The organism is Prevotella brunnea, from assembly GCF_008016795.1.
Classification (GTDB): domain Bacteria; phylum Bacteroidota; class Bacteroidia; order Bacteroidales; family Bacteroidaceae; genus Prevotella; species Prevotella brunnea.
The window spans coordinates 31274-53168 of the sequence record NZ_SDIK01000017.1 but is presented as its reverse complement, the minus strand read 5'-3'; the positions used below and the strand labels follow the sequence as shown (position 1 = coordinate 53168).

Here is a 21895-nt window from a genome sequence, read left to right as displayed (position 1 = left end):
GTGAATTCAGGAAAAGACAAAGCTAAGCTTTTGGAATTTAAAAGCTAAGCTTTTGGAGTGTAAAAGCTAAGCTTTTAGGCTGCAAAAGCTAAGCTTTTGAAAAGCAATTTGTAAGACGCTGATTATCAATAGACTACAGGAGGTGGGTTTTTGCATAATCAGAAGGTTGTTTTCGGTAATAAAAAAAACGTCTTATACGAATTTGGTTAAGGGTGGGAATTATGCCAAATTGGTATAAGACGATGGCAAACTTATCAAGTTCTGCCTAAAAGACAATCATGAAATGAAACGAAGTTGCAAACAGAACTTATTTCTTATATCTCTGTGCCTGACTCTGTATCAGTTCTTCATCATCAAAATAATTTATCTGCATGGCAGCTCGCACCTCCTCCATGGTTCGGGTAGCCGTTTCGCGGGCAGCCAAAGACCCCTTTTTCAGCAGATTATAGATTTCGGGGATATCCTGTTCAAACTCCTTGCGTCGCAAGCGAATGGGTTCCAACATTTTGTTTAGAACATTGTTGAGCAACTTCTTGCACTTCATGTCTCCGATACCACCTGCCGTGTAGGCTGCTTTCAACTCATCCAAAGTTTGAAACTCAGGCCAAAAATCTGCAAAATCGGCATCCGTGGCAAAGGCATCGAGATAAGTGAAGACGGCATTTCCCTCAACATGTCCCGGATCGGAAACGTTTAGATGAGTAGGGTCTGTGTACATTCCTTTCACTTTCGTCCATACTGTATCAGCGTCATCTGATAAATAGATGCAGTTACCGAGACTCTTACTCATCTTTTCTTTCCCATCGGTTCCGGGAAGTCGACGGCATACTGCATTTTCAGGCAACAATATATTTGGTTCCACCAACACCGGAGCATAAATCTGATTGAAACGTCGCACAATCTCGCGCGTCAGCTCAATCATTGGTTCTTGATCTTCGCCTGCCGGCACGGTTGTAGCCTTGAAAGCTGCAATATCTGCAGCCTGCGAAACAGGATAACTGAAGAAGCCCATAGGGATATTGGCCTCAAAGTTGCGCATTTTTATCTCTGTCTTTACGGTTGGGTTGCGCTGAACGCGGCTCACTGAAACAAGGTTCATCATATAGGTTGTCAATTCTGCCAACTCCGGAATTTGACTTTGTATGTAAAGTGTACATTTCTGTGGGTCTAATCCTGCCGAGAGATAGTCTAAAGCCACCTCAATGATATTTTGACGTATCTTCTCAGGATTGTCTGCGTTGTCTGTAAGTGCTTGTACATCTGCCATAAAAACAAACATTTTTTCATAGTCGCCGGCATCTTGCAACTCTACACGACGATGGAGTGAACCAATGTAATGTCCCAAATGCAGCTTTCCGGTAGGGCGATCGCCTGTCAATATCACTTTTCCCATATATCCTTTTTTCTAATTTTGCGGTTTTATATCATTTTGTTTTGTTTCATCCTGCTTTTTCTCTTTCGGAGTTTCTTCATTTACAGGTGCAATTTCTTCTGTTGGTTGGTTTGCAACTACCGTATCAGCTTTATGTTTTTCCTCCTTCACATCGACAGCTGCGTCCGGAATTTCCGGCACCACAGTTGTGTCTATCTGTGGAACGTAGGGAGTTTCCTCCTCTGTTTGGTATGGGATGGTATCTACGACAGTTGCAGGCTCAGGTTCTTCTGCCGTTTTGCTTCTGCCAAACATAAAATAAGCCCCCAATCCAAGACCTGCCACAAGCAATCCGGCAACAATCCCAATCAGCACGGTGCGATCTATTCCACCAGAATTTGCCTCATTGGAAAGAGTGGGTTTATAAGGGCTTCCTGAAGCTATATTCTCTGCGCCTTGTTCTCCATCTCGCGCGTTAGCGGATGCGATAGGAAGCGTTAGTTCCATCAGGCCATGACAATGTGGACATTTACATTCTACTGTCTGACCCGGCTTTGCCTCAATGACAAATTGAGTACCGCAGTTATCACAAGTTATCTGATATCTCATAATTTTATGTTTGCTATTACTCTTTCGGTGGCACCGGACTTGTCGCGAACAAAAGCAGAAGCCTTGTCGCCACATTCTTTCAAATAGTCGGAATCGGCGGATAATCTGTTCATAATCGCACAAAACGAATCGTAACCGGTGATTTCAAATCCTCCACCCGATTTCATCAATCCTTGCGCTTCCGCGAAATGCTTGTTGTTCGGACCGAAAATAACGGGGCGTTGCCATACCGCAGCTTCGAGCACGTTATGGATTCCAACACCAAATCCTCCACCAACATAAGCCACGTCGCAATAAAAATAAATAGAGGAAAGCAAACCAAAACAATCGATAATCAGCACATCGGCATCCTTAGCCTCCTCTTCGTTCGTCGTTGTGTATCGCACCACTCGCTTGTTAGTTATCAACTTTCTTATTTCTGCGAGATGTCCTTCATCAATGACGTGGGGTGCGATTATCAATTTCCAATCATCGTGTTCACCAAAGTATTTCAGAAATATTTGTTCGTCCGGCAACCATGAAGAACCTGCCACGAAAACTCTGCGACGCGACTGTTTGGAATTTATACTCTTGAAATCAAAACCTGTAAAACTCTCTACAATAGGAAGGTGTTTTCCGGCTTCCTTTATTTGCAGAACACGATCGAAACGAGTATCACCAACCACTAACACATCCTTTATTCCTATACTTGCAAGCAAGGTCTTACTTTCCTCGTTCTGAACGAAAAAACGACTAAAGCATTTCAGTACGTGCCCATACTCCCGACCATACCATTTAAAGAATACCTGATCGGGACGAAAAATACTTGACACACTGTACACGGGAACACCTCGATGTCGCAAGATGTGAAGGTAGTTGTACCAAAATTCATACTTTATGAAGAAAGCCATCACCGGTCGCACTGCACGCAGAAACTTTTGAGCATTCGTCACGGTATCTATGGGGAGATAAGTTATGATATCCGCGCCTTTGTAATCCTTTCGCACTTCGTAACCGGAAGGAGAAAAGAACGTTAGCAATATCTTATACTCCGGATATCGCTTTCTTATCATCTCTATCAGCGGACGTCCTTGTTCAAATTCTCCAAGCGAAGCCGCGTGAAACCAAATATACTGTCCGTCGGGGTCAACATTCTTACGAAGTACATCAATGGCAATTCTTTCTCCCTGCCACATCTTCCTCACTTTTTCATTAAAGTTACTGTAGATGGCGACTCCCAATTGGATGGCATACATGATTATGTTGTAAATCATCGCGACTCTGTTAAAAAATGATATATTGGCATTATAACGATTTTATCCCAACGCTTCAATTGCGGCATGGAGTCGTTTTAGCGTTTCTTCCTTTCCGAGAAAGGATGAAATATCAAACATTCCCGGGCCTTTACCTATTCCGACAAGAGCGAGGCGAAAAGCATTCATCACATCACCGAGCTTATAATCGTTCGCTTCCACCCATTTCATAACAACCGATTCCTGTCCCTCAATGGAAAAGTCGTCAATATCTCTCAACACCTTAGATAACTCCGCCATTTGCCGAGCTGAATAGTCTTTCCATCGTTTCTTCACGGTTTTCTGATCATACTCCGTCGGAGCTATAAAGAAGAAAGAGCAGAGCGACCATAACTCGTGAACAAAATTCACTCGATCTTTCATCATGTGAACGACTTGCGTAACTCGTTCCATGCTTGTGTCAACTCCATTGTTGGCAACGATTGGCGCAAAGAGTTTGGCTATTTCCGTATCGCTTTTCTTCAAGATATATTCGTGATTGAACCAAATGCCCTTTTGATAATCAAACTTGGCACCACTCTTGGAACATTTCGTAATATCAAAAGCCTTTACCAATTCGTCAAGGGTGAAGATTTCTTGTTCTGTGCCCGGATTCCATCCCAACAATGCCAAAAAGTTCAACACTGCTTCCGGGAAATATCCGGTTTCTCGATAGCCTGCGCTTACTTCCCCGGTCTTAGCATCGTGCCATTCCAAAGGAAAGACCGGAAATCCAAGACGGTCGCCGTCCCGTTTGCTCAATTTTCCCTTTCCTTCCGGCTTCAGCAACAAAGGAAGATGCGCGAAGCGAGGCATCGTTTCCTCCCATCCGAAAGCCCGATAAAGCAGAACATGTAAGGGAGCACTGGGCAACCACTCCTCACCTCGAATTACATGGCTAATTTCCATGAGATGATCGTCCACGATATTTGCCAAGTGGTAAGTCGGCAACTCGTCGGCACTCTTGTAAAGCACCTTATCATCTATAATGTCGCTCTTAACGCAAACATCACCCCGAATCATATCATCCACATGTATCTCTTCTCCCGGCTCCACTTTGAAGCGAACCACATATTGCTGTCCCTCCTCTATCAGTCGGGTTGTGGTTTCTTTGGAGAGTGTTAGCGAATTGCGCATCTGCATTCGCGTATGTGCATCGTACTGGAAGTTTGCAATTTCCTTACGCTTTTCGTCCAGTTCTTCCGGCGTATCAAACGCAATGTAAGCCTTTCCGCCATTTAAGAGAACATCAACATACTTTTTATAAATATCGCGTCGCTCACTTTGGCGATAGAGTCCGTGCTCGCCACCATAGCTTACTCCTTCATCAAACTTAATGCCGAGCCACTTGAAAGATTCTATTATATACTCCTCCGCTCCCGGAACGAAACGACGAGAATCCGTATCCTCAATCCTAAAAACCATCTTGCCTCCATTTCGGCGCGCAAAGAGGTAATTATAGAGTGCCGTACGCACTCCACCAATATGCAAAGGTCCTGTCGGACTCGGTGCAAAACGCACCCTGACTTGTCTTTCTGTCATGGCTATAATACAATTTTTTTGCAAAATTACTCTTTTTTTTCGATTATACGCCATTTTTTTTGTATTTTCGCATACTGAAGAACGTACACATAAGATATTTCAAACATGATAAAATTTAATAATGTAGGCGGTTATTGGCGTAATTTCACAACCAGACTCTTGTTAATGCTGGTAACAATCATCCTGATAGTTTTATTTTTGCCTCGCGCAAAAGGGAAGATGTTTCATTATGACGAAGGCAAACCTTGGATGTATGGGCAACTCATCGCCAAATTTGATTTTCCAATATTTAAGACAGAGGAAGCGTTGCAGAGTGAGCGCGATTCCATAATGAAAAATTTTGTTCCCTACTTCAATGTAAGCACGAATGTGGAGACGAAGAATATCAATCGTTTCAAAACCGCTTACAAAGGAGGAATACCCAATTTGCCACCCCAGTATGTAGAGGCTGTGGCGAATAGGCTTCACGAGCTATACGAAATGGGTATCATAAATGCCAATCAGTTCGGTTCTTTGTTCAAGGATACAACCAGCATGATTCATGTGGTATCAGGCAAACAGGCAACGAGTGTTCCTATTAATAAGGTATATACAACGCTGGGGGCTTATGAAAACCTTTTCTCAGACCCGGTATTGAGCGCAAAACGCAACGAACTACAACGTTGCAACCTAAACGAATACATCGAAGCCAACCTTGTTTATGACAAAGATCGTAGCGAGACGGAAATGAATGATATGCTTAGTCTTATTCCACAAGCCTCGGGAATGGTGCTTGAGGGACAACGCATCATCGACAGAGGCGATATTGTTGATAGCAAAACTTATCGGGTGCTCAACTCTTTTGAACAAGCGATGGAAAAGCGCAATGAGACAAAAGACGAGGCAAAGTCCACCATTCTCGGTCAAAGCATTTACGTGCTGATGCTCATTGTGCTCTTCACACTCTATTTGGTGGTGTTCCGCAGAGAATATTTCGAGAAGCCAAGATCAGTTTCTCTCCTTTATGCCATGATGACAATCTTCCCGATACTCACCTCTGTGATGATTGAACACAACATACTAAGTGTTTACATCATTCCCTACGCTATGGCACCCATCTTCGTCCATGTATTCATGGACTCTCGCACGTCATTCATTTTTCACGTTACGATGATTCTCATTTGCTCGGTGGCAGTGAAATACCAATACGAATTCATCATCGTGCAGCTTGTGGCAGGCTTGATTGCTATTTTTTCTCTCAGCGAACTCTCAAAGCGCAGTCAGATTTTCCTAACGGCTCTATTGGTAACAGCAGGCACGGCAGTCATTTACTTGGCAATTCAGCTCATACAGTCGGATGATTTTTCAAAACTCGACCACACCATGTACTACCACTTCCTCATCAACGGTTTCTTCCTGCTCTTCACCTATCCACTGATGTTGGTGATCGAGAAGACATTTGGATTTGTTTCGGCGGTAACACTCTTTGAATTATCCAACACGAACAATCCGCTGCTGCTCAGACTCAGCGAAGTGGCACCCGGAACATTCCAACACTCCATCACCGTGGGCAACCTTGCCACGGAAATCGCCCGGAAGATACACGCCAAAAGTCAATTGGTGAGAACCGGAGCACTCTATCATGACATCGGGAAAATGGAAAATCCGGCTTTCTTCACAGAGAACCAAGCAGGTGTAAATCCACATGACAAGATTTCGGATTTGGAGAGTGCCAAGATAATCATCGGACATGTTACGGCAGGATTGCGACTGGCGGAAAAATATGGTTTGCCCAATGTCATCAAGGGATTTATTGCCACGCATCACGGTAGTGGATTGGTGAAATACTTCTACATCAATTACAAGAACGAGCATCCTGAAGAGGAGGTGGATGAGGCAGCATTCAGATACCCCGGACCCAACCCCACAACTCGCGAACAGGCAATCTTAATGATGAGCGATATGACGGAAGCTGCATCGCGTTCACTGACGGAATATACCGAGGAGAGCATCAGCAGCCTTGTAAACAAGCTGATTGATGGCAGGGTTGCGGAAGGAGCATTCACCGATTGCCCCATCACGTTCCACGATATCAACACGGCAAAAATGGTGATAATCGATAGATTGAAATCAATGTATCATACTCGCATTCAATATCCGGAACTGAAGGTTTGAGAACAACGCTTCGGTAAAAACAAGCGTGGCAAAGCCGACCTTTCAGCAAAACCCTCAACAGGAGAGAGGAAAAGCTATGGAAAGAATCTGCCCGGAGCATACTCGCGGGGGACGACTTGTCGCTCTCTTTTCAGCCTATGTTTGCGAGCTGCCGATACAAAAACAGCACGCCAATTCATTGCGTGAAAATAAGAGTTTGCAACTAATTGTATTTCAGCATATTATATACCCCATTTTAAAAGCTTAGCTTTTGGGTGGTAAAAGCTTAGCCTTTGCATTCCAAAAGCTTAGCTTTTAAAATCTCAAAGCTAAGCTTTTGGAAAGAAACATCTGACGGAAGCTTATTTCATGGCTTCAAAATTACCACAGAAATCATATCTGCATGGTTTCGCGGCGTGCATTTTTTTATTGTTCAACCATAGGGAAAATTCCACTGCATCACTCGAAACTCGAAAGAAGCATCTTTCCTAAACCGACCAAATAGTTTTCCGGAGATAAAAGAACAAAAGAATAAAATCGCACAAAGATTTTCCGATAAACGAAAAGTTAATTTAGTCTTAGGAGACTTTTTTTAAAAAAATTGCTATCTTTGCACTATCAATTTGCGATTTCACCTATAACTACAGACCTATCCTATTTGGCAAAGAGAAATAAAATTATAAAACTGATGAAAAATAAAATCCTATTTGTGCTTGCATTACTGATTAACTTAGCGGTATCGGCACAAAACCCCGCACACTTTAGTGTCATGCAAAAAAAGGTTTCACCAACGGAAGTTGATGTAATCTTTACCGGCAAAATCAACGCAGGATGGCACGTCTATTCAACCGGACTGCCCGCCGATGGTCCCATCTCGGCCACGCTGACTACCGAGAAAGCCGAAGGAGCACAGCCTCTTGGAAAACTTACCGCTCACGGCAAGGAACTCAATGTCTATGATAAGGTGTTTGGCATGAAGCTACGCTACTTTGAAAATAGTGTAACATTCATACAAAAATATAAAATAACCGGTAAGACTTATAAGATTAAAGGATATTTGGAATATGGCTCATGCAATGATGAAATGTGTATGCCTCCAACGGATGTCGATTTCAACTTCTCTGGAAAAGGACCGGCTGACGCACCAAATCCGACAAAACAACCGGAAGGAAAGGAAGCCGAAACTACCGATATATCTTCCATGGCCACTCTTTCAGCCTCAACTACCGACACAGCGACCACTCAATCAACAGATTCGGTAACGCTGAATGACAGCGCGACAACGGCATCTGCCGGTGAAGCTTCACCATCCACCGGCGAATTGTGGCAGCCGGTCATCAAAGAATTGCAAACCTTCAACGCAGAAGAAAACACAACCAACAACTCACTATGGTACATCTTCTTAATGGGAATCGTGGGAGGACTTGTCGCTCTCGTTACTCCTTGCGTCTGGCCAATCATTCCCATGACCGTGAGCTTCTTCCTGAAACGGGCAAAGGACGATAAGAAAAAAGGAATCCGCGACGCTATCACTTACGGCATCTCCATCATCGTAATCTATATGGGGTTGGCTGCCATCATTACAGCCGCGTTCGGTCCCCAAAAACTCAACGAGCTTGCCACCAATGCACCATTCAACATATTCTTCTTCCTCTTGTTGCTCGTCTTCGCGCTGAGTTTTTTCGGATGGTTCGAATTAACCTTACCCTCATCTTGGGGAAACGCCGTCGATAACAAAGCCGCATCTACCACCGGACTTCTATCCATCTTCCTGATGGCATTCACTCTTTCGTTGGTAAGTTTTTCATGCACAGCCCCCGTTGTGGGTCTTTTGCTTGTACAGGCAGCCACCAGTGGAGATTGGGTGGCGCCTACAGTCGGAATGTTTGGCTTTGCCTTGGCTTTAGCATTGCCGTTCACCCTCTTCGCACTCTTCCCCACATGGCTCAAGCAAGCCCCGAAATCCGGTTCTTGGATGAATATGGTGAAAGTGGTACTGGGTTTCATTGAATTGGCATTCGCGCTGAAGTTCTTCTCCGTAGCTGACCTCGCCTACGGATGGAGACTGCTCGATAGGGAAACATTCTTGGCATTATGGATCGTAATCTTCGGACTTTTGGGACTCTATCTCATTGGAAAACTTAAATTCCCACACGACGACCCGGAACAAAAGGCCATGCCGGTACCGGCAATCATGCTGGGTATGATTTCGTTGGCATTCACCGTATATATGATACCCGGACTATGGGGCGCGCCATTGAAGGCAATCAGTGCTTTCGCGCCACCGATGAACACCCAAGACTTTAACCTGCAACCACAGAAAGTACACGCTAAATACACGGATTACGAAGAAGGGATGCGAGCTGCGGCACAAACAGGCAAACCGGTTCTTATCGACTTCACCGGATTTGGCTGCGTGAACTGCCGAAAGATGGAAGGTTCTGTTTGGACAGACCCGGAAGTTGCCAAGAAGTTGAATGAAGACTATGTATTAATCTCTCTCTACGTAGATGACAAAACCCCTTTGAAAGAATCGATGGAAGTGAAAAGGGCAGACGGAACAACACGCACATTGCGCACCATCGGCGACAAATGGAGCTATTTGCAGGAAACAAAATTCGGCTATCTCGCCCAACCGTTCTATGTAACGATCGACAATCAGGGCAAGCCACTTAGCGGAAGTTTCGTCTTCAAGGAGGATGTTCCTGCCTACCTTGATTTCCTGAACAAAGGTTTGGAGAATTACAGAAACAGATAATCGGGAACAAACAATTGAACCATATACGGCAAACTTTTTCCCACGCATAGGAAAAAGTTTGCTTTTTAAAAATGGCTTCGTGCGGAATAAACAACAAAAAAAAGACGATAAGTAAGAACTATTACCTATCGCCTATGTCGGGATGACTGGACTCGAACCAGCGACCACCGGTCCCCCAGACCGGCATTCTAAACCTACTGAACTACATCCCGTAAAATTTATCGTGGTGCAAAATTAAGTACTTTTTGAGAGATTAGCAAACTTTTTGAGTTCTTTTTCACATTTCACGAGTTAATTTCGTATTTTTGTATGTGAATAAGCCGAAATAATGCGGACAAATGGTCATTCACACACATAAAAGTTTATAAGAACATGCAATATACCATCAAGCCACCCCAACATATCTCTTCCACCATTCTATTACCACCCTCCAAAAGCATCAGCAACCGGGCTCTGATTATTCATGCATTGGCGGGAGGAAACATTCTTCCACAAAATCTATCGCGCTGCGATGATACCGAAGTAATTGTCAGAGCACTGAAAAACAACCCCGAAACCATAGATATCATGGCAGCCGGAACAGCCATGCGCTTTATGACGGCTTACTTGAGCGTAAAAGAGGGTGAGCACATACTAACGGGCACAGACCGAATGAAACAACGTCCAATAGGTGTTTTAGTCGATGCACTCCGGTTTCTTGGTGCCGACATTGAATACATGGAACAAGAGGGCTACCCCCCTCTGCGCATCCGCGGAAGAAATTTGAAAGGCGGACAATTGGAAGTAGCGGGCAATGTCAGTTCCCAATATATCTCGGCTTTACTGATGATTGGTCCGATATTAAAGAATGGTCTTGAACTCAAACTCATGGGAAACATCGTCTCGCGTCCTTACATCGACCTCACCATTCATCTGATGCATGAATACGGAGCAGAAGCAGAATGGACCGATGTCGATACCATTACAATCGGTGCCAAACCCTATACAGAACATGAATACGTAATAGAAAACGATTGGACGGCAGCGAGCTATTGGTACGAAGTACTCACGTTGATGGGGAACAAATCATCCCAAATCACTTTCCCCGGTCTGAAAAACAGCTCAAGACAAGGAGATGCCGCAGTAAAATATATCTTTTCACTCTTTGGCACCAAGACAACATTTGCCGATAAATATCAAGACGTCTTGACCGACGTGAACATCAAGCCCCAACCACATTCACTACCAAGAATAGAATATAATCTCACCAACCAACCCGATCTTGCGCAGACACTAATAGCCCTCTGCCCAATTATGAACATACCGTTTCGCTTTACGGGCTTGCACAATTTGAAATTCAAAGAGACAGATCGTATGGAAGCAATGAGAGAAGAAATGGCAAAGCTGGGCTATGTCATCCATACCATCAACGATGAAGAGATGATTTGGGACGGAGAACGATGCGAAAGAGCAGACTCAATAGTAATTGATACGCATAAAGACCACCGCATGGCTATGGCTTTCGCGCCATTATGCATTCGTTTGGGAGAAATAAAAATCGACAATCCCGGAGTCGTGTCTAAGTCCTATCCGAATTATTGGGAAGAAATGGAAAAGGCAGGATTCAAAATTGAGAGGTAAAAAAATCTATCATCAAAACGCAATGGATTTTATACTAATAGGAATTTCAGCTGTTATCCTACTTACGCTACTTGTGGGATTGATGGCATTATTCTCCAAAAGAGGTGGCAAAGAAGAAGATGTGGTACTTCCGACATCCGGAGATTGCACCACTTGTAGCGGCTTTGACGAAGCCTGCGAACAGACATGTATGATGGAAGCAGCCACAAAAGAAATAGAATATTATGATGATGAAGAGCTCGACCGTTACAAAGGCAGGGATTCCGATAATTATACGGATGAGGAGGCGGACGAATTTGCGGAAATTCTCTATACCATGCAGTCCAAAGAAGCTAAAGGATGGAATCGTAGCTTGATATTGCGAGGAATAAACGTACCCAATCAGGTGAAAGATGAATTAATCGCGATGATTGAAGGGTAAGACAATAAAAAGTTCTTTTTACAAATGAGACAATAAAAGCAAAGAAATTTGAGTTAAATAAAAGTGAAGTCATCCTCAAAGAAATATTTACCACTGCTATGTTTGTCGGCATTAACAATCATCATTGTGGCGTGTTCCACAAAAAAGAACACGGCACAAACACGTTGGTGGCATTCTTTTAACGCCAAATATAACACGTATTTCAATGGCGCACAAGCATATATTGATGGTTCATTGGAAAAAGAAAACACCAACAAGGATAATTTCACGGAGTTCATTCCTCTTTACACAGTTGGGAATAAAAATAGTCGGGAGATAGGAAAAGCTAATTTCGATAGAGCGGTGGAAAAAGCACAGAAAGCCATCGCTCAACACAGCATTAAACATCGTCCGGAATGGAACAAGAACAGGAGAAAGACAGAGAAAGATATAGAATGGCTTTCTCGTAAAGAATACAATCCTTTCCTTTGGAAAGCATGGATGCTCATGGGACGATCGCAGTTTCATAAGGGGGCATTTGAAGAGGCGGCAACCACTTTTTCCTACATGAGCAGACTATACAAGGGGCAACCCGCAATTTACGGAAAGGCGCGAGCATGGCTTGCCAAGTCATATATTGAAGCGGGATGGCTCTATGATGCCGATGATGTCATTCGAAACATGAAACGCGACTCATTGGATTGGAGAGCCGTTAAAGAGTGGGATTATACCTACGCCGACTACTACATCCATACGGGGGAACTGGAAAAAGCCCTACCCTACTTACGAAAAGTCATAAAACATGAGATGCGCAGAAAACAAAAAGCGCGCGAATGGTATCTCATGGGACAGCTACAAGCTGCATTGGGAAACAGAGAGGAAGCCTACAAGGCTTTTAAGCGCGTCATTCGCTCCAACCCACCATACGAATTAGAATTTAACGCACGCATTGCAGCCTCAGAAGTGATGGCAAAAGGTCAGGCAAAACAAACAATAGCACGGCTGAAGCGTATGGCAGCTTCGGATAACAACAAGGAATACCTTGACCAAGTGTATTATGCCATTGGCAATATCTATCTTTCCGAAAAGGATACAATGAACGCCATCTATGCTTACGAAAACGGAAACAAAAAAGCGACACGCAACGGTGTGGAGAAAGGAGTATTGCTGCTGCACCTCGGCGACTTGTATTGGCAGAAAGAGCGATTTGGAGACGCACATCGGTGCTACAATGAGGCATTGGGGCTGCTTGATAAAGACCGCAAAGACTATGAGCAATTGTCCGACCGTTCAAAGATTCTCGATGAATTGGTACTTTACACGGATGCCGTTCAACTGCAGGACTCTCTTCAATATCTGGCAAAATGTCCCGAAGAAGAACGATTGGCTGCTATTGACAGAGTTATTGATGCGCTGAAAAAGAGGGAGAAGGAGGAGCGCGACAAGCAAGCAGAACAACAATCCAGAAACCTACAGGCTGAGAACAGTGGTATTGGAGCCAACAACATAGGAGACAGAAGGTTGGAGCCGAAAAGCAATCAGAAACAAAATAGCACTTGGTATTTCTATAACCCAATGGCAATACAACAGGGGAAAGCCACTTTCCGACAACTTTGGGGAAAGCGCGAGAATGTGGACGATTGGCAACGTATAAATAAAACGGTGGTGGGAGGACAAGTCGGAACATCTGACTTGGAGAACTTAACCGATGCCCAGCGAGATTCCATAGAACAAGAAATGGCAAAATCAGATTCCAGTGCCAACACTACCGACTCCGTTAAAAACGATCCCCACAAGCGAGAGTACTATTTGGCGCAAATTCCTTTCACAGAGGAACAACTTCAGAACAGCAACAAGATATTATCTGATGGGCTACACCATTCCGGAGTCATATTCAAAGACAGGCTTGATAACCTGATACTTGCGGAAAAAACTTTGCGAAGAGTCAGCGATCATTTTCCGAATTACGAGCAAATGGACGATGTTTATTACCATTTGTATCTCTTATACATGCGAAAAAACCAGCCACAAACAGCCAATGGATTTATAGCAAGGCTTCAACGTCAATATCCCAAGAGCGAGTGGACAGCAATTCTCACCGACCCCTACTTCAAACAGAACGCGTTATTTGGTGAGCAGATAGAAGATTCGCTATATGCCGCAACTTACGAGGCTTTCAAAAACAATCGATTCAGTGAGGTGGAAGGAAACAGAAAGGTATCCGACTCACGTTTCCCGAAAGGAGCCAACCGAGATAAATTCCTGTTTATCGGAGGATTGAGCAAACTGAATAGTGGCAATGTGGAAGGTTGTATCAACGATATGCAAACCGTTGTGGAGAAATATCCTCAGAGCAGACTTAGCGAAATGGCAGGCATGATGATCAATGGAGTGAAAGCCGGAAAGAGAATACGGAGCGAAAAATTCAACTTGGATGATGTATGGAACTCCAGAACCAACATATTAAACGACAGCGACAGCATCAAACAAGTGAAATTTACTGCCGATCGTGACATTGACTTCAAGTTCTTGCTTGTGTATAATCCGGATTCGCTGAATGAGAACAAACTGTTGTTCGAAATGGCACGATTTAATTTCACCAATTTCCTTGTCCGCAATTTTGAAATTGAGATTGAAGACATGGATGGACTGCACAGAATGCAACTATCCGGCTTCAGAAACTTTGATGAAGCCTACTTATATGCCCGACAACTTTTTAATTCTAAAAATGTCGTTTCCCAAATCAATAAAGACACTCGGGGAATTATCATCAGCGAAAAGAATCTACAACTGATTGGAACGGCGTTGAGTTTCAAGGATTACGATGAGTTCTACGAACAGAACTTCGCACCATTGAAAATAACAAAACGCTATCTGCTATCCGAACCGGCCGAGCTTGCGACTCCAAAGGCTAAAGAAAACAATGTTCAAAAACAAGCCGAACTTGACACGAACACTGAACAGGATTTCTACGAGAATGAGCCTAATGAAGAGAAGACAGAGAACGGCTTGATAATTCCGATTGAGATTGAGCAAGAGAAGAAAGATACTACGCAACAAAAGGGCTTTATAATTCCATTGGAAAAATCCGTCACAGCCAACGATTCTTCGAGCGTATCATCCGAGAACAATTTTCCAATAGAGGAGGGCGAGAAAGCTCCGGACTCCACAAAGACAATCATACCAACAAACGAGGGAAAGAAACCAGCAGAGAAAGCCGACAAAGCAAAACTCTACATCGACCCCAAACGGAATAATCCACCAAACAGTCCCTCCCCTTCCAACGACAAAAAGAACGTTACCCCACAAAACAAACCGAAGAAGCAACCCGATGACGCACCACTCATTTACTTTAACGATGACACGGAGTCAAAGACCGAGAAAAAGAAAACCGACGACAAAGCTCAACCGGTGCTCGACTTTGACGTTGAAGATGAATATTACGATTTGGATGGCTTCTAAAACGAACCATCAATATTTACGCAAAACGATACAACACAGACCATATGAACGGATTATTACTTTGGATTGACGACGAAATAGAACTCCTCAAGGCTCATATTATCTTTCTGAAGAACAAAGGTTACGAAGTGATCACGGTAAGCAACGGTACTGACGCCATAGAATATTGCAAAACCCAGACTTTCGACCTTGTTCTCCTCGATGAACAAATGCCCGGACTTTCCGGATTGGAGACCTTGCAACAAATCAAAGAAACACAACCAGCCACGCCCGTAGTCATGGTAACCAAGAGCGAGGAGGAAAATATCATGGAGCAGGCCATAGGCTCAAAGATTGCAGATTATCTGATAAAGCCTGTCAATCCCATGCAGATACTTCTTACTCTTAAAAAGAATATTCACCGAAAAGAAATCGTTACGGAGGTAACGCAAAGCAGTTATCAACAGGAATACAGGCAAATCGCAATGCAAATCAGCGATTGCAAAAATTTCAACGATTGGAAAAGTGTATATAAAAAGTTGGTGAAATGGGAATTGGAACTCAGCAGCACAGGCAGCGATATGTCTGAAATGCTAAAAATGCAAAAAGAGGACGCCAACAATGGTTTTGCCAAATTCGTAGCAAAGCATTATCATGATTGGGTAGAACAGAGAGGGATGACTTCAAACGGCAAGTTTCAAAAGATTAGCAGAGCAAGCAATGAAGGAGAGGACATACGTCCCCTGATGAGTCCGGAGATATTCAAGTCGAGAGTGTTCCCCATGATAGATGCCGGAAATAAAGTTTTCTTAATCGTAATGGATAACTTCAGGTTCGATCAGTGGAGAGTCCTTTCTGAAGAAATAGGTGATAGATTCGACATTGATGAAGATTTGTACATGTCCATCCTGCCCACTGCAACACAATACGCCCGCAATGCCATCTTCAGTGGTCTGATGCCGTTGCAAATTGCCCGAATGTTCCCCGACCTATGGGTGGATGAAGACGAGGAAGAGGGAAAAAATCTCAATGAAGGTCCGCTCATTCAGACACAGATTGATCGTTACCGCCGACACGACAAATTCTCCTACAACAAGATAAACGACTCGAATGGGGCGGAGAAATTCATGCAACAGTTCAACAACCTCAAGCACAACGACCTTAACGTACTTGTGGTTAATTTCATAGACATGCTTTCTCATGCTCGGACGGAGATGAAAATGATTCGCGAGTTGGCAAGTAACGAAAGTGCTTACCGCTCCATCACGCTGAGTTGGTTTCGACATAGCATCCTGTCGGACATCTTCAAGGAGTTGGCAAACTCTGATTATAAAATCATTCTAACCACTGACCACGGTTCAATCCGTACAACCAAACCGGTGAAAATCATAGGCGACAGGAACACGAACACCAACTTGCGCTACAAACTCGGCAAGAACCTCAGTTATGATGCCAAAGAGGTGCTCACCATCAAAGACCCGGAAAAGGTGCAATTGCCTTCGCCCAACATCAGCACAAGCTATGTATTCGCCACCGGAGATGACTTTTTCGCTTATCCGAACAATTACAACTACTACGTATCTTATTACAAAGATACTTTCCAACACGGAGGCATATCCATGGAGGAAATGATGATTCCACTCATCACACTCACGCCGAGAAAAAGATAAAACAACAGAAAAGAACATAAAAACAAACAAAATGGAAATTCAAATAAAAAGCCTCGATACCATCCAAGAGGCAGCAAAGACATTTATCGAAAATATTGGCAAAAACAAGGTGTTCGCTTTCTATGGAAAGATGGGTGCGGGAAAGACCACTTTCATCAAAGCCGTATGCGAGACATTGGGCGTAACCGATGTAATCACGTCGCCCACATTTGCCATTGTAAATGAATACACCGATGGAGAAGACAACCCCATCTATCACTTCGATTTCTATCGCATAAAAAAACTTGAGGAGGTTTATGACATGGGCTATGAAGACTATTTCTATAGCGGAAACTTATGTTTGTTGGAATGGCCCGAACTCATAGAAGAACTCTTGCCGGAAAATGCCGTCAAGGTAAGAATCGAGGAACAAAAAGGGGGCAGCCGCGTAGTAAGTTTTTAGCAAAAAGCAACCGCAACCGAAAATAGGAATTCATGAATGCTGCCCGGTCCTCGCAATTTCTTCGCCCCATTATGGTCAATTTCCAAAGAAACGTAAAACTCGCCAAACCCCTTTTCTTCGCTTGAGAAAATAAGAGGAAAGAAATGAAATCAGCCTCCGATTTGCAATAGCTTAGGTTTCACCTTTTAAAAGCTAAGCTTTTACAACACAAAAGCTAAGCTTTTGCAGTGCAAAACCTTAGCTTTTAAAAAGCAAGTCATAAACAACTAAATATCAGCGGATTATAGACACTCTAAAATCATCCTGCTTTTCGCATGAAAAAAAAGAAGAATTGCCGTATTCTGCCATAAAAACAACGAGTAAGAAGAGTGGTGGATTTATGGCGAATTTAAAATGATTACAAAAAAATGGCATAGCTGAGAATGAGGCTACGCCATTTTTTTATATCTCTTTATTGTCAATCAGAGAAGAGCTTTGAACTTCTCATCAAGCACAGCCTTAGAAGCCGCTCCCACGAACTTATCTACCAACTTTCCGCCTTTGAAGAAAAGAATGGTAGGAATGTTGCGTACACCGAAATCTATGGCAAGATCATCGTTCTCTTCCACATCACATTTCCCCACAACTATCTTTCCATCATAATCGTTTGCCAACTCTGAAATGATGGGACCCACCATTTTGCAAGGTCCACACCAAGTTGCCCACAAATCAACCACCAAGGGTAGTTCACCATTCTTGTAACTCTCAAAATTTTGACTTGTAATTTCTACTTCCATTTTGTTTCTATGTTTTATTGGATAATGTATTTATTGTTTAGATTATCTTTCAAATAGTATGCCAAAAGTTCACTTTTAATTAATAAAATACTCCATATTTTCAGCGACATCCAAGAAATCCAAGAGTCTCTTATCCACGTTTATGCCTCTGTTTTTGCTGTGAAGCATCACGGTGGTTTGCTGTGGAGTGCGCAAGGTGATGTAAAGTTGCGTGCTTCCCGGATTATTTTCAACCAAAGATGACAGCTCTGACACCGTGGACTCGTTTACTGACAATGCGTCCATGGCAATGGTAATACGTTGCAGACGATGTTCCTTCACATCATATAATTGCTCTACATTTTGAACTTTAAGCTCAAACAGATTGCTGTTGCGATAACGGGGCTGACATTTTGCAGTAACAAAAATGGTGTAGTTCTCCTTCATCAATCCGTTCCACCGTGCCCAGTCATCGCCAAAGAGTGCCAATTCTCCGGAACCTTCAAAATCTTCTATTGTAACAAACCCAAAGGGTTTCCCGGTTTTTTGAGAAAAGCGCTCATTAACAGCAGTGATAATACCACCAAACGTAATTTCATCGCGTTTTGAAAGCTCCTCGAAATCTGCGTTGCGAGATATTTCCACCGCATGAGTGTTGCACAAATGATTTAAAATTACGCTGTATTCATCCAAGGGATGAGCCGAAAGATAGATACCCACCAAATCTCTCTCTCGATTGAGTTTCTCTATCGTTGGCCATTTCTCACCTTTGGGAATTTGAGGATGAGTTACTGCCACGGCATTCAACCCTCCAAAGAGCGAATTTTGTTGTTGCGATTTCTCTTGCTGGTAAAGTTGCGCGTATCTGACAAGTGTATCAAGGAACAGCACGCCTTTGGCATTCACGCCGAAAAACTGCTCACGCTGCAATCCAAAACTATCGAAGGCACCACTATAGGCCAAACTTTCATAAGCCTTTCTATTGACATTGCACAAATCCACACGTTCCGCGAAATCGAAAATGTCTTTGTAGGGACCGTTTGCCTCACGCTCTCTTACGATGGCTTGTGCCGCACCGGTTCCCATCCCCTTAATTGCGGAAAGTCCGAAACGTATCTCCCCTTTCCCATTCACGCCAAATTCCATCCTACTCTCGTTCACATCGGGTCCGAGTGTCGCTATTTTCAAAGCCTTACACTCCTCCATGAGCTTCGTTATTTCCGTAATCTGACTAAAACGGCGCGTCATCAGAGCCGCCATAAATTCAGCGGGATAATGCGCCTTCAGGTAGGCTGTTTGATAAGCCACCCATGAATAACAAGTGGCGTGCGACTTATTAAAAGCATAACTGGCAAATTTTTCCCAGTCGGTCCATATTTTCTCAAGTATTTGAGGGTCGTGTCCGTTCTTGGTACCTTGCTCGATGAACTTCGGTTTCATGGCATCAACAATGGCTTTTTTCTTCTTTCCCATTGCTTTACGCAAGGCATCGCTTTCTCCACGCGTAAAATTTGCCAACTGTCGGCTGAGGAGCATCACCTGTTCCTGATAGACCGTGATTCCGTAAGTATCCTTGAGATATTTCTCCATGCAGGGAATATCATATTTCACCAAAGAAGGATCATTTTTTCGCTTGATGAAATCGGGTATGTAATCCATCGGTCCGGGGCGATAAAGTGCGTTCATGGCAATTAAATCCTCGAAAACGGTGGGATGTAACTCGCGCAAATATTTCTGCATACCTGCCGATTCAAACTGAAAAGTGCCGATAGTTTGCCCCCGTTGATAGAGCTGATAGGTAAGATCATCATCAATGGGAATATTGTCAATATCAACAACATCTCCCGTTGTCTGCTTAATAACCTTGCAGGCTTCCTTGATTTCCGATAGTGTTTTTAAGCCCAAAAAGTCCATTTTGATAAGTCCGGTACTTTCAATAACGTGCCCATCGTATTGGGTTACAGGCACTTTCTGGTCAGGAAAGTCAGGATCGGTAGCTGTGGACACAGGCACCCAGTCGCTGATAGGATTGCGACAGATAATAAATCCGCAGGCATGAATTCCCGTTCCGCGAATGGTTCCCTCCAGCATCTTGGCATATTTTATGGTGTTACGTTCCCGCACATCCTCGCTTATCTCGGCTTCTTGCAACCGTGGCGTACACTTGATAGAATTTTTCAGGTTCATTTTCAAGTTATCCGGCAAACGGTCGGGAATAGCCTTGCAGAGATTGTTCGACACTTCCAAAGGTAAGCCTTCCACACGCGCCACATCCTTGATGGAATTCTTCGTCGCCATGGTGGAGTAAGTAATGATGTGCGCACAGTTTTCCGCGCCATACTTATCCATTACCCATTGCAACACCTTGCCACGTCCGTCATCATCGAAGTCAGTATCTATATCAGGAAGGTTCACACGGTCGGGATTAAGGAAGCGTTCGAACAGCAAGTCGTATTTTAAAGGGTCTATCTTAGTGATACCCAAACAATAAGCGACTACCGATCCTGCAGCCGAGCCACGTCCCGGACCCACCATTACGCCGAGTTTGGTTCGAGCAGCGTTGATAAAGTCCTGAACGATGAGAAAATAACCGGGAAAGCCCATAGTCTTCATGACGTGCAATTCAAAACGGATATGCGTCTGCACATCTTCGGGTATGGGGTCTCCATAAACTCGTTTCGCGCCATCGTAAGCAAGTTTTGCCAGATAATCCGCCTCAAACTTTATACGGTAAATCTTCTCGTAGCCTCCCAACCGCTCGATAACGGCTTTCCCTTGCTCGGCGGAGAGAGGGTTTTCGCCATTTTCATCTGTGGTAAACTCGCGATAGAGGTCTGCTTTGGAAAATTTCTTCTCCCATTCCGCTTCCGTTCCGAAATCTTCGGGAATGGGAAAGAAAGGCATGATAGGTCCACTATCAATATTATAAATCTCTACCTTATTCAGAATTTCCATGGTATTTGCCAATGCCTGCGGAAGGTCGTCAAACACTTCATTCATTTCCGCTTGAGTCTTGAACCATTCCTGTTTGGAATAACGCATACGTTTGGGGTCGTTCAAGTCTTCCTGCGTTGACAAACAAAGCAAATGATCGTGAGCCTCTGCGGTTTCCTTATCCTCAAAATGGCAATCGTTGGTGCAAACATACTTTATACCATATTCCTCGGCAAACTGCAAAAGCACGCGATTTGCTTTTTGCTGAAGCGGGAATGCCTCACGATTGGCAATTAAATTCGGGTCTTTCACCTCGTGTCGCTGTAATTCGAGATAGAAATCATCCCCAAAAACTCGGTGATACCACTCACATGCCTCGCGAGCTCCCGCCATATCATCATGGATTATTTTGTTAGGCACTTCTCCCGCAATGCAAGCGGTACAGACAATCAGCCCCTCATGATATTTCTCAAGGTCGGAACGATCGGTTCTCGGTCGGTAATAATATCCGTCCACCCACGAGCGCGACACCAACTTGATAAGGTTTTTGTAGCCGGTGTAATTTTTTGCCAAAACAACGAGATGATAACCGGAGTTGTCGTGCATCTCCTTTACTTTATCCTCTTTCCGCCTTCTTGCGACATACATCTCGCAACCGAAAATGGGTTTGAAAGGCTCTTCTCCCTTTTTCTTTCGTTCCTTGTTAATCTGAATGCAATAATCGGAAAACTCCTTGATACCGAACATGGCACCATGATCGGTGATCGCCATTCCTTTCATCCCGTCTTTTACTGCTTTATCAACCAAATAGGGAACTTTCGACTGTCCATCAAGTATTGAATAGTGGGTATGAACGTGTAAGTGTATGTAATTTTCCATTTTTACGCATTGCGGATTTTGAGTTTCAAAGTTACGATGAAAAGCTGACATAACCAAAAGAATGAAGCT

At 43.7% G+C, this 21895-nt stretch carries 13 protein-coding genes and 1 tRNA gene; 7 read left to right on the top strand and 7 right to left on the bottom strand.

Going from position 1 to position 21895, the window contains the following annotated elements:
• Positions 1–307 precede the first annotated feature (307 nt).
• Genes trpS through gltX form a run of 4 tightly spaced genes read right to left on the bottom strand, consistent with a single transcriptional unit; the run spans position 308 to position 4794 of the window.
• Positions 308–1393, bottom strand: coding sequence for a tryptophan--tRNA ligase (gene trpS, locus ETF27_RS02690; RefSeq protein ID WP_130828525.1), 1086 nt, complete (start codon positions 1391–1393; stop codon positions 308–310).
• A gap of 12 nt (positions 1394–1405) precedes the next feature.
• A complete protein-coding gene (locus ETF27_RS02685) occupies positions 1406–1981 on the bottom strand; it encodes a zinc ribbon domain-containing protein (RefSeq protein ID WP_130828524.1) in 576 nt (191 codons plus the stop codon).
• Positions 1978–3234: a 3-deoxy-D-manno-octulosonic acid transferase gene (locus tag ETF27_RS02680; RefSeq protein ID WP_130828523.1), complete on the bottom strand. Its 1257-nt coding sequence runs from the start codon at positions 3232–3234 to the stop codon at positions 1978–1980. The genes ETF27_RS02685 and ETF27_RS02680 overlap by 4 nt, the downstream gene beginning before the upstream one ends.
• Positions 3235–3276: 42 nt before the next feature.
• Complete coding sequence (gene gltX, locus ETF27_RS02675) at positions 3277–4794, bottom strand: glutamate--tRNA ligase (RefSeq protein ID WP_147785460.1); 1518 nt, start codon at positions 4792–4794, stop codon at positions 3277–3279.
• Positions 4795–4899: 105 nt separating this feature from the next.
• On the opposite strand from gltX, the gene ETF27_RS02670 reads away from it, so the two are divergent.
• Both ETF27_RS02670 and ETF27_RS02665 read left to right on the top strand, forming a co-directional pair.
• Complete coding sequence (locus tag ETF27_RS02670; RefSeq protein ID WP_130828521.1) at positions 4900–6948, top strand: HD family phosphohydrolase; 2049 nt, start codon at positions 4900–4902, stop codon at positions 6946–6948.
• Positions 6949–7615: 667 nt separating this feature from the next.
• A complete protein-coding gene (locus ETF27_RS02665) occupies positions 7616–9685 on the top strand; it encodes a protein-disulfide reductase DsbD family protein (protein WP_147785459.1) in 2070 nt (689 codons plus the stop codon).
• A 137-nt stretch (positions 9686–9822) separates the two neighbouring features.
• Here the strand turns inward: ETF27_RS02665 and ETF27_RS02660 are convergent.
• Positions 9823–9897: transfer RNA gene (locus ETF27_RS02660), tRNA-Pro, on the bottom strand.
• A 160-nt stretch (positions 9898–10057) separates the two neighbouring features.
• On the opposite strand from ETF27_RS02660, the gene ETF27_RS02655 reads away from it, so the two are divergent.
• The 5 genes from ETF27_RS02655 (at position 10058) to tsaE (ending at position 17258) form a co-directional block, all read left to right on the top strand.
• Positions 10058–11305, top strand: coding sequence for a 3-phosphoshikimate 1-carboxyvinyltransferase (locus tag ETF27_RS02655; RefSeq protein WP_147785458.1), 1248 nt, complete (start codon positions 10058–10060; stop codon positions 11303–11305).
• Between the two features lie 22 nt (positions 11306–11327).
• A complete protein-coding gene (locus ETF27_RS02650) occupies positions 11328–11726 on the top strand; it encodes a hypothetical protein (protein ID WP_130828518.1) in 399 nt (132 codons plus the stop codon).
• Positions 11727–11789: 63 nt separating this feature from the next.
• The gene (gene porW / locus ETF27_RS02645) at positions 11790–15167 is read left to right on the top strand and encodes a type IX secretion system periplasmic lipoprotein PorW/SprE (protein ID WP_147785457.1); all 3378 of its coding nucleotides are present in this window, start codon (positions 11790–11792) and stop codon (positions 15165–15167) included.
• Between the two features lie 44 nt (positions 15168–15211).
• Positions 15212–16816, top strand: coding sequence for a T9SS response regulator signal transducer PorX (gene porX, locus ETF27_RS02640; protein ID WP_147785456.1), 1605 nt, complete (start codon positions 15212–15214; stop codon positions 16814–16816).
• 31 nt (positions 16817–16847) lie between these two features.
• Positions 16848–17258, top strand: a complete 411-nt coding sequence (tsaE, locus tag ETF27_RS02635) for a tRNA (adenosine(37)-N6)-threonylcarbamoyltransferase complex ATPase subunit type 1 TsaE (protein ID WP_147785455.1) — start codon at positions 16848–16850, stop codon at positions 17256–17258.
• A 461-nt stretch (positions 17259–17719) separates the two neighbouring features.
• Here the strand turns inward: tsaE and trxA are convergent, their stop codons facing one another.
• Both trxA and dnaE read right to left on the bottom strand, forming a co-directional pair.
• Positions 17720–18034 carry a thioredoxin gene (trxA, locus tag ETF27_RS02630; protein WP_130828514.1) on the bottom strand — a complete coding sequence of 105 codons (315 nt, stop codon included), beginning with the start codon at positions 18032–18034 and terminating at the stop codon, positions 17720–17722.
• Between the two features lie 75 nt (positions 18035–18109).
• On the bottom strand, positions 18110–21826 hold the full coding sequence (gene dnaE, locus ETF27_RS02625; protein ID WP_147785454.1) for a DNA polymerase III subunit alpha: 3717 nt from the start codon (positions 21824–21826) through the stop codon (positions 18110–18112).
• Positions 21827–21895: the final 69 nt, after the last annotated feature.